Annotated in this window: 11 protein-coding genes; all 11 read left to right on the forward strand. The window is 74.9% G+C overall.

What is annotated here, in order from left to right; all coding sequences use genetic code 11:
- Position 1: 1 nt before the first annotated feature.
- On the forward strand, positions 2-1,657 hold the full coding sequence (locus tag ACI78S_RS15995) for an FAD-binding dehydrogenase (protein ID WP_456975038.1): 1,656 nt from the start codon (positions 2-4) through the stop codon (positions 1,655-1,657).
- On the forward strand, positions 1,657-2,325 hold the full coding sequence (locus ACI78S_RS16000) for a hypothetical protein (RefSeq protein ID WP_456975040.1): 669 nt from the start codon (positions 1,657-1,659) through the stop codon (positions 2,323-2,325). Before ACI78S_RS15995 ends, ACI78S_RS16000 begins: the two co-directional genes overlap by 1 nt.
- Positions 2,326-2,382: 57 nt before the next feature.
- Positions 2,383-2,751, forward strand: a complete 369-nt coding sequence (gene hisI / locus ACI78S_RS16005) for a phosphoribosyl-AMP cyclohydrolase (RefSeq protein WP_456975042.1) — start codon at positions 2,383-2,385, stop codon at positions 2,749-2,751.
- The gene (locus ACI78S_RS16010) at positions 2,748-4,247 is read left to right on the forward strand and encodes an anthranilate synthase component I (RefSeq protein WP_456975044.1); all 1,500 of its coding nucleotides are present in this window, start codon (positions 2,748-2,750) and stop codon (positions 4,245-4,247) included. The genes hisI and ACI78S_RS16010 overlap by 4 nt, the downstream gene beginning before the upstream one ends.
- Positions 4,244-4,942 carry a Trp biosynthesis-associated membrane protein gene (locus ACI78S_RS16015; RefSeq protein ID WP_456975046.1) on the forward strand — a complete coding sequence of 233 codons (699 nt, stop codon included), beginning with the start codon at positions 4,244-4,246 and terminating at the stop codon, positions 4,940-4,942. The genes ACI78S_RS16010 and ACI78S_RS16015 overlap by 4 nt, the downstream gene beginning before the upstream one ends.
- A 226-nt stretch (positions 4,943-5,168) precedes the next feature.
- Positions 5,169-6,002 (forward strand): indole-3-glycerol phosphate synthase TrpC, encoded by an 834-nt coding sequence (gene trpC / locus ACI78S_RS16020; protein WP_456975048.1) that lies wholly within the window; start codon positions 5,169-5,171, stop codon positions 6,000-6,002.
- A gap of 65 nt (positions 6,003-6,067) precedes the next feature.
- Positions 6,068-7,444 (forward strand): tryptophan synthase subunit beta, encoded by a 1,377-nt coding sequence (trpB, locus tag ACI78S_RS16025; protein WP_456975050.1) that lies wholly within the window; start codon positions 6,068-6,070, stop codon positions 7,442-7,444.
- Positions 7,441-8,334, forward strand: a complete 894-nt coding sequence (trpA, locus tag ACI78S_RS16030) for a tryptophan synthase subunit alpha (RefSeq protein ID WP_456975052.1) — start codon at positions 7,441-7,443, stop codon at positions 8,332-8,334. Before trpB ends, trpA begins: the two co-directional genes overlap by 4 nt.
- The gene (gene lgt, locus ACI78S_RS16035) at positions 8,331-9,302 is read left to right on the forward strand and encodes a prolipoprotein diacylglyceryl transferase (RefSeq protein WP_456975054.1); all 972 of its coding nucleotides are present in this window, start codon (positions 8,331-8,333) and stop codon (positions 9,300-9,302) included. Before trpA ends, lgt begins: the two co-directional genes overlap by 4 nt.
- A gap of 293 nt (positions 9,303-9,595) precedes the next feature.
- Positions 9,596-14,239 carry a glutamate synthase large subunit gene (gene gltB, locus ACI78S_RS16040; RefSeq protein WP_456975056.1) on the forward strand — a complete coding sequence of 1,548 codons (4,644 nt, stop codon included), beginning with the start codon at positions 9,596-9,598 and terminating at the stop codon, positions 14,237-14,239.
- Entirely contained in the window at positions 14,232-15,734 is a 1,503-nt protein-coding gene (locus tag ACI78S_RS16045) for a glutamate synthase subunit beta (RefSeq protein WP_456975058.1), read from the forward strand. Before gltB ends, ACI78S_RS16045 begins: the two co-directional genes overlap by 8 nt.
- The last annotated feature ends 37 nt before the right edge of the window (positions 15,735-15,771 follow it).

Genomic DNA, 15,771 nt, shown 5'->3' on the forward strand with positions numbered 1-15,771 from the left:
CGTGACTACGGAGACCGACGTCGTCGTCGTAGGAGCCGGCCTGGCCGGCCTGGTGGCCACCGCCGAGCTGGCCGACGCCGGCAAGCGCGTGGTGCTGCTCGAGCAGGAGCCCGAGCAGTCCCTCGGCGGGCAGGCGTGGTGGTCCTTCGGCGGGCTGTTCCTGGTCGACTCCCCGGAGCAGCGCCGGCTGCGGGTGCACGACTCGCTCGAGCTGGCCCGGCAGGACTGGTTCGGCACCGCGGCGTTCGACCGCGAGGAGGACCACTGGCCGCGGCAGTGGGCCGAGGCCTACCTGCACTTCGCCGCGGGCGAGAAGCGCGCCTGGCTCAGGGAGCAGGGGATCGGCTTCTTCCCGATCGTCGGCTGGGCCGAGCGCGGCGGCTACACCGCCACCGGGCACGGCAACTCCGTGCCGCGGTTCCACATCGTGTGGGGCACCGGGCCCGGGATCGTCGCGCCGTTCGCCCGCCGCGTGCGCGCCGCCGTCGAGCGTGGGCTGGTGCAGCTGCGCTTCCGCCACCGCGTGGACGAGCTCGCCGTGGGCGGCGGCGCGGTCACCGGCGTGCGCGGGCACGTGCTCGAGGCCAGCGACGTCGCCCGCGGCGAGGCCAGCTCCCGCGTGGAGGTCGAGCCGTTCGAGATCACCGCCCAGGCCGTCGTCGTCACCTCGGGCGGCATCGGCGGCAACCCGGAGCTGGTGCGCAAGAACTGGCCGGCCCGGCTCGGGCCCGCGCCGGAGCGGCTGCTCTCCGGCGTCCCGGCGCACGTCGACGGCCGCATGCTCGAGGCCACCGAGGCCGCCGGCGCCAGCGTGGTCAACCGCGACCGGATGTGGCACTACACCGAGGGCGTCGCCAACCACTCGCCGGTGTGGGACCGGCACGGCATCCGCATCCTGCCCGGGCCGTCGTCGCTGTGGCTCGACGCCACCGGCAAGCGGCTGCCGGTGCCGCTGTTCCCCGGCTTCGACACGCTGGGCACGCTGGCGCACATCGGGCAGACCGGCCACGAGCACACCTGGTTCGTCTCCACGCAGCGCATCGTCGGCAAGGAGTTCGCCCTCTCCGGCTCCGAGCAGAACCCCGACCTGACCGGCAAGGACGTGCGGCTGCTGCTCAAGCGCGCCCGGGTCGAGGTCGCCCCGCCGGTGCAGAAGTTCCTCGACGCCGGCGAGGACTTCGTCGTCGCCCGCACCGTCCACGAGCTGGTCGAGGGGATGAACCGGGTCACCGGCGGCCGGCCCGCCCTGGACGTCGCCACGGTGGAGGGCGAGATCGTCTGCCGCGACCGGGAGATCGCCAACCCGTTCACCAAGGACCTGCAGGTCATGGCGATCCGCAGCGCCCGCAACTACCTCGGCGACAAGCTCATCCGCGTGGCCCCGCCGCACCGGATCCTCGACCCCGACGCCGGCCCGCTCGTCGCCGTCCGGCTCAACCTGCTCACCCGCAAGACCCTGGGCGGGCTGGAGACCGACCTGTCGGGCCGGGTGCTGCGCCCCGGCGGCGACGCGTTCCCCGGGCTGTACGCGGCCGGCGAGGTGGCCGGCTTCGGCGGCGGCGGCATGCACGGCTACCGGTCGCTGGAGGGCACGTTCCTCGGCGGCTGCCTGTTCTCCGGCCGCACGGCCGGCCGCGCCCTGGCCGCTGTGCTCTGATGCCCGAGCCGATGACCGACCGCGACCCGTGGGCCGACCCCCACACGCCCACCGAGCCGGGCGCCCCCTACGCCGGCCCGCCGAGCACCGCCCCGTGGACCGCGCCGCCGGCCCCGCCGCCCTACGGCTACCCGCAGCCCTGGGCGGGCTACCCGCCCGGCTACCCGCAGCCCTGGGCGCCGGTGCCGCAGGGGCCGAGGCGCCCCGGCCAGGTGATCGCCGCGGCGGTGCTCGCGTTCGTGCAGGGCGGGCTGGTGCTGCTGTCGTCGGTGTACGTGGTGTTCCTGGCCTCCTTCGTCGGCATCGCCGCCGACCTGGACGACGTCGCTCCCGGCGAGGTGAGCGGGCTGGCGACCGAGGGGACCGTGCTGGGGTTCGTGCAGGTGGCCTCGGCGGTGCTGCTCGTCGTGGCCGGGGTGATGGCGCTCAACAGCCGGCGCCGGCCCGCGCACGTGGTGCTGGTCGTCTCCTTCGCGGTGCAGCTGGCGCTGTGCGTCTACTGGGCGGTCCGGCTGACCAGCTTCGGCTCCGACGTCGTCGGCGAGGACCCCACGACGGTGTTCCTGGCGTTCGTGCTGCTGTTCGCGGCCGGGCCGGCCGTGGGCCTGGGCCTGGTGCTGCTCGGCGCGGGCAAGGCCTGGTTCTCGGGCGGCCCGGCCCGGCCGTGAGCCCGCCGGCGGGCGGCCGGGGCGACCCCTGCACCCCGGGCCAGGGACAATCGGGGCATGTCCGCCGTCCCACCGGTCGAGTCCGCCCTGGCGCCCGAGGTCGCCGCGCTGCTGCGCCGTGACCCGGCGGGGCTCGTCGCCGCCGTCGTCCAGCAGCACGACACCGGCGAGGTCCTCATGCTCGCCTGGATGGACGACGAGGCGCTGCGCCGCACGCTGAGCACCGGCCGGGCCACCTACTGGTCGCGCAGCCGGCGCGAGTACTGGGTCAAGGGCGAGACCTCCGGCCACCGCCAGTGGGTGCGCGACGTGCGGCTGGACTGCGACGGTGACGCGCTGCTCGTGCTGGTCGACCAGGAGGGCGCGGCCTGCCACACGGGGGAGCGCTCCTGCTTCCACCGGCCCCTGGAGGTGGCGGCCCGGTGAGGCTCGGCGTCACCAGCCCGACCCGCGAGGAGTTCGCGCGGCTCCACCAGCGGGTCGTGCCGGTCACCCGGCGGCTGCTCGCCGACGGCGAGACCGCGGTCGGCGTCTACCGCAAGCTCGCCGCCGGCCGGCCCGGCACCGTGCTGCTGGAGTCGGCCGAGCAGGGCAAGCAGTGGTCGCGGTACAGCTTCGTCGGCGTCCGCAGCGCCGGGGTGCTCACCGAGCGGGACGGCGCCGCGCAGTGGCTGGGCGAGGACGTCCCCGGGCTCACCGACGAACTGCCGGCCGACCCGCTGGCCGCCGTCCGCACCCTCGCCCGGGCGCTGCGCTCGCCGCGCACCGAGGGGCTGCCCCCGCTCACCGGCGGGCTGGTCGGCTACCTGGGCTACGACGTCGTCCGGCGCCTGGAGCGGCTGCCGCGGACCAGCACCGACGACCTCGGCATGCCCGAGCTGGCGATGATGCTGGTGACCGACGTGGCGGTGCTCGACCACCACGACGGCACGGTGCTGCTCATCGCCAACGCGCTGGAGCGCACCCCGGAGGCCTACGCGGACGCGGTGACCCGGCTCGACGCGATGGCCGCCGACCTCACCAAGGCGGCGCCGGCGAGCATCGCCGTGCTGGAGACCGTCGAGGCGCCGCCGGTGCGCAGCAACATGGCGCCGGGCGTCTTCGAGGAGGGCGTGGAGCGGGTCCGCGAGCACATCCGCGCCGGCGACGCGTTCCAGGTGGTGCTCAGCCAGCGCTTCGAGGTGGACACCCGGGTCGACGCGCTGGACCTGTACCGGGTGCTGCGCACCACCAACCCGTCGCCCTACATGTACCTGCTCCGCTTCGCCGGCCGGGAGACGCCCTTCGACGTCGTCGGGTCCTCGCCGGAGGCGCTGGTCACGGTGACCGGCTCGTCGGCAGTCGTCCACCCGCCGGCCGGGACCCGGCCGCGGGGCGCGACGCCGGACGAGGACGTCCGGCTGGCGGAGGGGCTGCGGGCCGACCCCAAGGAGCGGGCCGAGCACGTCATGCTCGTCGACCTGGCGCGCAACGACCTGGGTCGGGTGTGCGTGCCGGGCACCGTCGAGGTCCCCGACTTCATGCGGATCGAGCACTACAGCCACGTCATGCACCTGGTCTCGACCGTGTCGGGGCAGCTGGAGCCCGGCCGCGACGCCCTGGACGTCTTCGACGCCACCTTCCCGGCGGGCACGGTGTCGGGGGCGCCCAAGCCGCGGGCCATGGAGATCATCGAGACGCTCGAGCCGACCCGCCGGGCGCTCTACGCCGGCACCGTCGGCTACCTCGACGCCAGCGGCGACATGGACATGGCGATCGCGATCCGCACCGCCGTGCTGCACCAGGGCCGGGCCTACGTGCAGGCCGGCGCCGGGGTGGTCGCCGACAGCGACCCCGCGACCGAGGAGGCCGAGACCCGGCACAAGGCCCGGGCGGTGCTGTCGGCGATCGCCACGGCGGAAGGCCTGCGGGAAATCCGGTGAGCCGCCCTGCCGACCAGCCGGCCGCGCCGGGCGGGAGCGCCCGGTCCAGCACGGCGGACCGGCGCCGGGAGCTGACCGCGGCGGTGCTCGGCGCGGCCGCGGCCGGCGGGCTGGCGCTCGTCGCCGCGGGGCAGCGCTGGGCGGAGGTCACCGCCGACCGGCAGCCGCCCCTGCCGCCGGTCAGCGCCGTGCTCAGCGGCTCCGCCGCCGCGCCGCTCGTCCCGGCGACCGGGCTGCTGCTGCTCGCCGCCGCCGTGGTCCTGGTCGCCGTGCGCGGCCCGGCGCGGGTCGGGGTGGGCGCGCTCGTCGCCGCGGCGGGCGGGGCGCTCGGGTGGTCGGGCGCCGGCGCGCTGGCCGGGCGGGTGGACGCCGGCGCGGCGGACCTGCCCGTGCTCGACGACGCCATGGCCGGCGCCCGGGTCGACCTGTCGGTCACCGGGCCGGTCGTCGTCCTGGTCGCCGGCGTGCTCGCCGTCGCGGTGGGCGCGCTCGTCGTCGTCCGCGGGCGCGGCTGGCCGGCGATGGGCCGGCGCTACCAGCGGCCGGGTGACCCGGCGGCCGCGGCGCGCACCGGCGAGCAGCGGGCGGACGACGCGTGGCGGGCGCTCGACCGCGGCGAGGACCCCACCGAGGACGCCGCGGAGGACCCCGCCGAGCACCCCACGTCGCCCCCCGGCCGGGCCGCGCGCGGCTGATCCCTCGGGCCCGGCACGACGACGGGTCCGCGGGCGGCGACGCGCCCGGCCGCGCGGCGCACTAGCAGGTCGGAGGGCACGCCGGGGCAGCGCCCCCGGATCTGGATCGTCCGAGGGCGCCTCTAGAGTGGTTCCACCGATCCGCCTGGTGAGGGGACGTACCCGTGCAGAGTTGTGGAAACCCCGGAGGCGTGTGCGCTGGCCCACTCCCCGGCACGGTGGCGTCGTGACGGCGTCCCCGGGGAACGGCGGCAACGTCCTCCAGCAGATCGTCGCCGGCGTGCGCGAGGACCTCGCCGGCCGCGAGGCGCTCACGCCGCTGGCCGAGGTCAAGGCCGCCGCGCGCGACGCGCGGCCGGCGCTGGACGCCCTGGCCGCGCTGCGCGCGCCCGGCGTCGGCGTCATCGCCGAGGTCAAGCGGCAGAGCCCGTCCAAGGGGGCGCTGGCCGACATCCCCGACCCGGCCGACCTGGCCCGCCAGTACGCCGCCGGCGGCGCGCGGGTGATCAGCGTGCTCACCGAGCGGCGGCGCTTCGGCGGCTCGCACGCCGACCTCGACGCCGTCCGGGCCGCCGTCGACGTGCCGGTCCTCTGCAAGGACTTCATCGTCTCCAGCTACCAGGTGCACGAGGCCCGGGCGCACGGTGCCGACGTCTGCCTGCTCATCGTCGCCGCGCTGGAGCAGAACGCGCTCACCGGGCTGCTCGAGCGGGTCGAGTCGCTGGGCATGACCGCCCTGGTCGAGGTGCACACCGAGGCCGAGGCCGACCGGGCGCTGGCCGCCGGCGCCTCGGTGATCGGCGTCAACGCCCGTGACCTCACGACCCTGCAGGTCGACCGGTCGACCTTCGAGCGGATCGCCCCCGGGCTGCCGTCCGGGGTGGTCAAGGTCGCCGAGTCCGGCGTCCGCGGCCCGCACGACCTCATCGGCTACGCGGCGGCCGGCGCCGACGCCGTCCTCGTGGGCGAGGGCCTCGTCACCGCCGGCGACGCGCGCCAGGCCGTCGCCGACCTGGTCACCGCGGGGTCCCACCCCGCGACCCCGCGCGCCGCCCGCTGAGAGGCCCCCGCGCGCTCGGGGCGGGCCCCTGCAGGAGGGCCGCCGCGGCGCGGGACAATGGCGGCATGACGACCGGCGCGCTGCACCCGCCCGAGGACCGTCTCGAGCCGGCGCGACCGGGCTGGCCGGACGCGACGGGGCACTTCGGGATCTTCGGCGGCCGCTTCGTGCCGGAGGCCCTGATCGCCGCCCTCGACGAGCTGACCGAGGCCTACGGGGCGATGCGGGTCGACCCGGCCTTCCTGGCCGAGTTCGACCGCCTGCAGCGCGACTACACCGGCCGCCCGAGCCCGATCACCGAGGTGCCGAAGTTCGCCGAGCACGCCGGCGGCGCCCGCGTCCTGCTCAAGCGCGAGGACCTCAACCACACCGGCTCGCACAAGATCAACAACGTCCTGGGCCAGGCGCTGCTCACCAAGCGCATCGGCAAGCAGCGGGTCATCGCCGAGACCGGCGCCGGCCAGCACGGCGTCGCCACCGCGACGGCGGCGGCCCTGATGGGACTGTCCTGCACCATCTACATGGGCGAGGAGGACACCCGCCGCCAGGCGCTCAACGTCGCCCGCATGCGGCTCCTCGGCGCCGAGGTCGTCCCGGTCAGCACCGGCTCGCGCACCCTCAAGGACGCGATCAACGAGGCCTTCCGCGACTGGGTCACCAACGTCGAGACGACCAACTACGTCTTCGGCACCGTGGCCGGGCCGCACCCGTTCCCCGAGATGGTCCGCGACTTCCAGCGGGTCATCGGCGACGAGGCGCGCGCCCAGGTCCTCGAGCGGGAGGGCCGGCTGCCCGACGCCGTCCTGGCGTGCGTGGGCGGCGGGTCCAACGCCATCGGCATCTTCACCGCGTTCGTCCCCGACGAGGGCGTGCGGCTCGTCGGCCTCGAGGCCGGTGGGGACGGCGTGGAGACCGGGCGGCACGCGGCCACGATCACCGGTGGGACGCCGGGCGTGCTGCACGGCGCCCGCTCGTACCTGCTGCAGGACGAGAACGGGCAGACCATCGAGTCGCACTCGATCAGCGCCGGTCTCGACTACCCCGGCGTCGGCCCGGAGCACTCCTACCTGCACGACATCGGGCGGGCCGAGTACCGCGCGGTCACCGACGCCGAGGCGATGGAGGCCTTCGCGCTCCTGTGCCGCACCGAGGGGATCATCCCCGCCATCGAGTCGGCCCACGCCCTGGCCGGGGCGCTGGCGCTGGGCCGCGAGCTGGTGGCCGAGGGGGCCGGCGGGCGGGCGGGGGAACCTCCGCTGCTGCTGGTCAACCTCTCCGGCCGCGGCGACAAGGACGTCGAGACGGCGTCGCGGTGGTTCGGCCTGGGCGACCGGGACGACGCCGCCCCCGGGCCGGGCCTGGACACCGACCAGCGGCCGACCGAGGGCGCCGTCACCAACGACGAGGCCGTCCCCGGCTCCGAGGCGGGGGAGTCGGCGTGAGCTCCGAGAACGACGCGCGAGCGAGCCTCGCGGCGAGCGCCGGCGAGCGAGGAGCGGAGCGAGCGCGGAGTCGAGGCGGGTCACGGCTGGCCGAGGCGCTCGCGGGCGCGAGGACGCAGGAGCGGGCGGCGCTGATCGCCTACGTGCCGGTCGGCTACCCGAGCGTCGAGGGCTCGATCGCGGCGATGGTGGCCGCGGTCGAGGGCGGCGCCGACGTGGTGGAGGTCGGCGTCCCGTACAGCGACCCGGGCATGGACGGGCCGGTCATCCAGCAGGCGGTCGACGTCGCCGTCCGTGCCGGGGTGGGCATGCGCGACGTGCTGCGGGCCGTCGAGGCGGTGGCCGCCGCCGGCGCCGTCCCGGTGGTGATGAGCTACTGGAACCCCGTCGAGCGCTACGGCGTCGAGCGCTTCGCCGCCGACCTCGCCGCCGCCGGGGGAGCGGGGGCGATCACCCCCGACCTCATCCCCGAGGAGGCCGGCGGGTGGATCGCCGCCTCCGACGCGCACGGCCTCGACCGGGTCTTCCTGGTGGCGCCGTCGTCCACCGACGTCCGCCTGCGGTCCACCACGGCGGCCTGCCGCGGCTTCGTCTACGCCGCCTCCACCATGGGCGTCACCGGCACCCGCGCCACGGTCGGCGACGCCGCCGAGAAGCTGGTCGCCCGCACCCGGGCGGCCGCGCCCGACCTCGCCGTCTGCGTCGGGCTCGGCGTCTCGAACGCCGACCAGGCCGCCGAGGTCGCCGCCTTCGCCGACGGCGTGATCGTCGGTTCGGCGTTCGTGCGGGTCCTGCTCGACGCCGCCGACGAGCGCAGCGGCGCCGCCGCGGCCGGCGCGCTGGCGAGCGACCTCGCCGAGGGCGTCCGGCGCCGTACGGTGCTCCGGTGAACCTCGCGTCCATCCCGAGCCCGTCGCAGGCGGTCTGGGAGATCGGTCCCTTCCCGCTGCGGGCCTACGCGCTGTGCATCATCGCCGGCATCGTCGCCGCGTGCTGGATCAGCGAGCGGCGCTGGGTCGCGCGCGGCGGCGCCAAGGGCGACGTCCTCGACATCGCCGTGTGGGCGGTGCCGTTCGGCATCGTCGGCGGCCGGATCTACCACGTGCTCACCACGCCCGAGCCGTACTTCGGCGAGGGCGGGGACCCGCTCAAGGCGCTGGCCATCTGGGAGGGCGGCCTCGGCATCTGGGGAGCCATCGCGCTGGGCGCCGTCGGCGCCTGGATCGGGTGCCGGCGCCGGGGGATCCCGCTGCCGGCGTTCGCCGACGCCATCGCGCCGGGCATCCTCGTCGCCCAGGCCGTCGGACGGCTCGGCAACTGGTTCAACCAGGAGCTCTACGGTCGCCCGACCGACCTGCCGTGGGCGCTGGAGATCGACCCCGCGCACCGGCTGGCCGACCACCTCGACGTGGCCACCTACCACCCGACGTTCCTCTACGAGCTGCTGTGGAACCTGCTCGCCGCCGCCGTGGTCGTGTGGGCCGACCGCCGCTTCCGGCTGGGGCACGGGCGGGCCTTCGCCCTCTACGTGGCGCTGTACTGCCTGGGCCGCGGGTGGATCGAGACGCTGCGCATCGACGAGGCCGAGACCTTCTTCGGCCTGCGCCTGAACGTGTTCACCTCGGTCATCGTGGGCCTGCTCGCCGTCGCCTACATGGTCTGGCAGCGCGGCCGGCCCCGCGAGGTCATCCGCCGGGGCGCGACGAAGGACACAGTCGCGCCCGCGGAACGGCCGGCCGGCGGCGGCGCGGCCTCGGCGGCGGCCGCGGAAGAGCCCGACGACGGCGCCGCCCCGGAGCGGCGGCTCGCCGCTGACCAGCGCGGACGCCCCGATCAGCCGCCCGGCCCGACTCGCTGACGAGGACGCGCCGCGCGGCGGGTTTACTCCGGTTCGCCGTGTGTTACGGCTGTGTACTCTTCTGACCGGACCCGCCAGCGATCCTGGTCGGGCCCGACCTCGTCGGAACCGGGCCAGTGCCGCCCCGTGGACGACAGCCCAACGGACACCCGACCGGTGGGCCCTCGGTGCCGAGCCGTCCGGTGACAAGCGGAACGCGCGCGGTCCCTCTGCCGCCCACCACTGACCACCCCGGCCCCCTCGCGACCGTCCTCCCCCGACCGGCGCGGGTGCCAGCCGACGACGGGAGTGACATGTCCGAGCTCTCCGCCCCCGCCGTGCCCTTCTCCGCGGTCCCGCAGGCGCACGGCCTGTACGACCCGGCGAACGACAAGGACGCCTGCGGCGTCGCGTTCGTGGCCGACGCCCGCGGGCGCCGGTCCCGCGCGATCGTCGCGGCCGGGCTCACCGCGCTGCACAACCTCGACCACCGCGGCGCCGCCGGGTCCGAGCCCAACTCCGGGGACGGCGCCGGCATCCTCACCCAGATCCCCGACGGGCTGCTGCGCGCCAGCGTCGACTTCGACCTGCCGCCGCTCGGCGAGTACGCCGTCGGCCTGGCGTTCCTCCCCGTCGACGACGCCGAGCGCGCCGCGCGGGTCGAGGACGTCGCCCGGCTCGCCGCCGAGGAGGGGCTGACCGTCCTGGGCTGGCGCGAGGTGCCGGTCGACCCCGAGGGCGCCGACGTCGGCCCCACCGCGCTGGCCGTCATGCCGCACTTCGCCCAGGTCTTCGTCGCCGAGACCATGGCCGCGCGCGCCGACGCGAAGGCCTACGGCGGCCCCGTCACCTGCAACGGCGTGACCCGGCTGGAGCGGCGCGCGTTCGTGCTGCGCAAGCGGGCCGAGCGCGCCGCGCGGGAGGCCGGCAGCTCGCTGTACGTGGTCTCGCTGTCCTCGCGCACCCTCGGCTACAAGGGCATGCTCACCACCGACCAGCTGCCCGCGTTCTTCCCCGACCTGCGCGACGAGCGCTACGAGTCGGCGATCGCCCTGGTGCACAGCCGGTTCTCGACCAACACCTTCCCGAGCTGGCCGCTGGCCCACCCGTTCCGGCTGATCGCGCACAACGGCGAGATCAACACGGTCAAGGGCAACCGGAACCGCATGCGCGCCCGCGAGGCGATGCTCGAGACCCAGCTCTTCGACGCGCCCGAGGCCAGCCCGGCCGCCGAGCTGGGCCTGGAGCGGATCTTCCCGATCACCGCCAGCGACTTCAGCGACTCCGCGACCTTCGACGAGGTGCTCGAGCTGCTGCACCTGTCCGGCCGGTCGCTGCCGCACGCGATCCTGATGATGATCCCGGAGGCCTGGGAGAACCACGACGAGATGGACCCGGCCCGCCGGGCCTTCTACCGGTTCCACTCCTCGATCATGGAGCCGTGGGACGGGCCGGCGGCGGTCGCGTTCACCGACGGCACGCTCATCGGCGCCGTCCTCGACCGCAACGGCCTGCGCCCGGGCCGCTGGTGGCACACCAAGGACGACCTGGTGGTCCTGGCCAGCGAGGTCGGCGTGCTCGACATCCCGGCCGCCGACGTCGTCGCCAAGGGCCGGCTGCAGCCGGGCCGGATGTTCCTCGTCGACACCGCCGCCGGGCGGATCGTCTCCGACGAGGAGGTCAAGGGCGAGCTCGCGGCCGCCGAGCCGTACGACGACTGGCTGCACGCCGGCCTGGTCCACCTGCCGTCGCTGCCCGAGCGGCGCCGGGCGCGGCCCAGCCACGAGTCCGTCGTCCGCCGCCAGCTGATCTTCGGCTACACCGAGGAGGAGCTGCGGCTGCTGCTCGCGCCGATGGCCTCCAGCGGCGCCGAGCCGATCGGCTCCATGGGCACCGACACCCCCGTCGCGGCGCTGTCGGACCGGTCGCGGCTGATCTACGACTACTTCGGCCAGCTGTTCGCCCAGGTGACCAACCCGCCGCTGGACGCCATCCGCGAGGAGCTGGTCACCAGCCTCGGGCGCACCTTCGGCCCGGAGCAGAACCTGCTCCAGGCCGTGCCGGCCTCCTGCCGGCAGGTGTTCCTGCCGTACCCGGTCATCGACAACGACGAGCTGGCCAAGATCCTGCACATCGACGACGACGGCGACCTGCCCGGCTTCGCCGCCGTGCGGATCACCGGCCACTTCGACGTCAACGGCGGCGGGCCGGCGCTGGCCCGGGCGATCGAGGACCTGCGGACCAAGGTCAGCAAGGCCATCGCGGCCGGCGCCCGGGTCATCGTGCTCTCCGACCGCGACGCCGACGAGAAGCGCGCGCCCATCCCGTCGCTGCTCATGACCTCCGCGGTGCACCACCACCTCATCCGGGAGAAGACCCGGATGAAGGTCGGCCTGGTCGTCGAGTCCGGCGACTGCCGCGAGGTGCACCACGTCGCGCTGCTGCTCGGCTACGGCGCGGCCGCGGTCAACCCGTACCTGGCGTTCGAGTCGATCGAGGACCTCATCCGCGACGGCTCGCTCACCGGCGTCGAGGCGACCCAGGCGGTGCGCAACGTGGTCAAGGCGCTCGGCAAGGGCGTGCTGAAGGTCATGAGCAAGATGGGCATCAGCACCGTCGGCTCGTACACGATGGCGCAGATCTTCGAGGCCGTCGGCCTGTCCCGCGAGGTGGTCGACGAGTACTTCACCGGCACCTCGTGCCCGCTCGGCGGCGTCGGCATCGACGTCCTGGCCGAGGAGGTGGCCATCCGCCACCGCCGTGCCTACCCGGAGAACCCGACCGAGCGCGCGCACCGGCGGCTGGAGACCGGCGGGGAGTACCAGTGGCGCCGCGAGGGCGAGGTGCACCTGTTCAACCCCGAGACGGTGTTCCTCCTCCAGCACGCCACCCGCTCGCGGCAGTACGAGGTCTTCGAGCGCTACACGCAGACCGTGGACAAGCTCTCCGAGGACGCCGCGACGCTGCGCGGGCTGTTCACGCTGAAGACCGGCGCGCGCCCGCCCGTGCCGATCGACGAGGTCGAGCCGGTCAGCGAGATCGTCAAGCGGTTCTCCACCGGCGCGATGAGCTACGGCTCGATCTCGCAGGAGGCGCACGAGACCCTCGCCATCGCGATGAACCGGCTCGGGGCGCGCTCCAACACCGGTGAGGGCGGCGAGGACCCCGACCGCTTCGTCCCCGACCCCAACGGCGACCTGCGCCGCTCGGCGATCAAGCAGGTGGCCAGCGGCCGCTTCGGCGTCACCAGCGAGTACCTGGTCAACGCCGACGACATCCAGATCAAGATGGCGCAGGGGGCCAAGCCCGGCGAGGGCGGCCAGCTGCCCGGCGGCAAGGTCTACCCGTGGGTGGCGCGCACCCGGCACTCCACGCCGGGGGTCGGGCTGATCAGCCCGCCGCCGCACCACGACATCTACTCGATCGAGGACCTCAAGCAGCTGATCCACGACCTGAAGAACGCCAACAACCAGGCGCGGGTCCACGTCAAGCTGGTGGCCGAGGTCGGGGTGGGCACGGTCGCGGCCGGGGTGAGCAAGGCGCACTCCGACGTCGTCCTGATCTCCGGGCACGACGGCGGCACGGGCGCGGCGCCGCTGACCTCGCTGAAGCACGCCGGCTCCCCGTGGGAGCTGGGGCTGGCCGAGACCCAGCAGACGCTGCTGGCCAACGGCCTGCGCGACCGGATCGTCGTCCAGGTGGACGGGCAGATGAAGACCGGCCGCGACGTGGTCATCGCCGCGCTGCTCGGCGCCGAGGAGTACGGCTTCGCCACCGCTCCGCTGGTGGTCTCCGGCTGCGTGATGATGCGCGTCTGCCACCTCGACACCTGCCCGGTCGGCGTCGCCACCCAGAACCCGGAGCTGCGCAAGCGGTTCACCGGCCGGCCGGAGTTCGTGGTCACGTTCTTCGAGTTCCTCGCCGAGCAGGTGCGCCAGTACCTGGCCGAGCTGGGCTTCCGGTCGCTGGACGAGGCGATCGGCCACGTCGAGCTGCTCGACACCCGCAAGGCGGTCGACCACTGGAAGGCCGCCGGGCTGGACCTCTCGCCGATGCTGTCGGTGCCCGAGCTGCCCGAGGGGGCGGCGCGGCGCAAGGTCCGCGACCAGGACCACGGCCTCGACGTCGCCCTGGACCAGACCCTGATCCAGCTGTGCGAGGGCGCGCTGCTCGACGCGCGGCCGGTCAGCCTCGAGCTGCCGGTGCGCAACGTCAACCGCACCGTCGGCACGATGCTGGGCTCGATGGTCACCCGCCGCTTCGGCGGCGAGGGCCTGCCCGACGGCACGATCGACCTGACCTTCACCGGGTCGGCCGGCCAGTCCTTCGGCGCCTTCCTGCCCCGCGGCATCACCATGCGGCTGTTCGGCGACGCCAACGACTACGTGGGCAAGGGCCTCTCCGGCGGGCGGATCGTCGTCCGCCCGGCGCGCGAGGCCACCTTCGCCGCCGAGGACAACGTCATCGCCGGCAACGTGATCGGCTACGGCGCGACCGGCGGCGAGATCTTCCTGCGCGGCCGGGTCGGCGAGCGGTTCTGCGTGCGCAACTCCGGCGCGCTGGCCGTCGTCGAGGGCGTCGGCGACCACGCGCTGGAGTACATGACCGGCGGCCGCGCGGTGATCCTCGGCCCGGCCGGGCGCAACATCGCGGCCGGCATGAGCGGGGGCATCGCCTACGTGCTCGACCTGCCGCGGCACCGGGTGAACACCGAGATGGTGGACATCGAGGCGCTGGACGGCGAGGACGCGCAGTGGCTTCGCGACGTGCTGGTGCGGTACCACGCCGAGACCGAGTCGCCGGTGGCGGCCGCGCTGCTGGCCGACTGGGGCCGGTGGGCCGACCAGTTCAGCACGATCATGCCGCGCGACTACCGCCGCGCGCTCGAGGCCCAGCGGATGGCCGAGGCCAACGGCACCGACGTCGACCTGGCTCTGATGGAGGCAGCCCGTGGCTGACCAGACCGGATTCCTCAAGTACGAGCGGAAGCTGCCCCCGCGGCGCCCGGTCGAGCTGCGGCTGCTGGACTGGAAGGACGTCTACCTCTCCCGCGAGAGCGGGGAGGACGCCGTTTTCCCGGTCAGCGCCCTGCGCGAGCAGGCCGCCCGCTGCATGGACTGCGGCATCCCGTTCTGCCACCACGGCTGCCCGCTGGGCAACCTGATCCCGGAGTGGAACGACCTCGCCCGCCGCGACGACTGGACCGAGGCGATCGAGCGGCTGCACGCCACCAACAACTTCCCCGAGTTCACCGGGAAGCTGTGCCCGGCGCCGTGCGAGGGCTCCTGCGTGCTCAACCTGCAGGAGTCCCCGGTCACGATCAAGCAGATCGAGTGGGAGATCATCGACCAGGCGTTCCAGCGCGACCTGGTCCGGCCGGTCACCCCGCAGGAGCGCACCGGCAAGAAGGTCGCCGTCGTCGGCTCCGGTCCCGCCGGGCTGGCCGCCGCCCAGCAGCTGACCCGGGCCGGGCACGACGTGACCGTGTTCGAGCGGGCCGACCGGATCGGCGGCCTGCTCCGCTACGGCATCCCCGAGTTCAAGATGGAGAAGGCCGTCCTCGACCGGCGGCTGGACCAGATGCGCGCCGAGGGCACCCGGTTCGTCACCGGCGTGGAGGTCGGCGGCTCGGCCGAGGCCGACCTGTCGGTGGAGCAGCTGCGCGGCGAGTTCGACGCGGTCGTGCTCGCCGGCGGCGCCACGATCGGCCGCGACCTGCCCGCCCCCGGCCGCGAGCTCGCCGGCATCCACCTCGCCATGGAGTACCTGCCCTACGGCAACCGGCAGGCCCTCGGCGAGCTCGACGAGCCGCCGATCAGCGCCACCGGCAAGCACGTGGTGATCATCGGTGGCGGTGACACCGGCGCCGACTGCCTCGGCACCGCGCACCGCCAGGGTGCGGCCTCGGTGACCCAGCTGGAGATCATGCCGGCGCCGCCGGACCGCCGGGACCCGGGCAGCAACCCGTGGCCGACCTACCCGATGATCATGCGCGTCTCCAGCGCGCACGAGGAGGGCGGCGAGCGGCTCTACTCGGTCAACACCGAGCGCTTCCTGGGTCACGAGGAGGGCCCCGCCCGGGGCCGCGTCCGGGCGCTGCTCCTCCACGAGGTGGAGCGGGTCGACGGGCGGTTCCAGAAGGTCGAGGGCACCGAGCGCGAGCTCCCCGCCGACCTCGTGCTGCTGGCCATGGGCTTCACCGGCGCCCAGCGCGAGGGCCTGCTCGAGACGCTCGGCGTGGAGATGGACCAGCGCGGCAACGTGGCGCGCGACGGCGAGTTCATGTCCACCGTGCCCGGCGTGTTCGTCGCCGGTGACATGGGCCGCGGCCAGTCCCTGATCGTGTGGGCGATCGCCGAGGGCCGGGCCGCCGCCGGCGCCGTCGACGCGTGGCTGACCGGCGACTCGATGCTGCCCCGGCCGATCACGCCCACCGCGGTCGCCCTCCGCTGACCAGGTCCCCCGCAGGGTCCCGCCGCTCTCTCGCGGC

This window comes from Geodermatophilus sp. SYSU D00815 (assembly GCF_054050035.1).

Coding starts and splice junctions, on each gene's coding strand:
- ACI78S_RS16000 (WP_456975040.1), top strand. CDS start 1,657: ATGCCCGAGCCGATGACCGACCGCGACCCGTGGGCCGACCCCCACACG.
- hisI (WP_456975042.1), top strand. CDS start 2,383: ATGTCCGCCGTCCCACCGGTCGAGTCCGCCCTGGCGCCCGAGGTCGCC.
- gltB (WP_456975056.1), top strand. CDS start 9,596: ATGTCCGAGCTCTCCGCCCCCGCCGTGCCCTTCTCCGCGGTCCCGCAG.
- trpB (WP_456975050.1), top strand. CDS start 6,068: ATGACGACCGGCGCGCTGCACCCGCCCGAGGACCGTCTCGAGCCGGCG.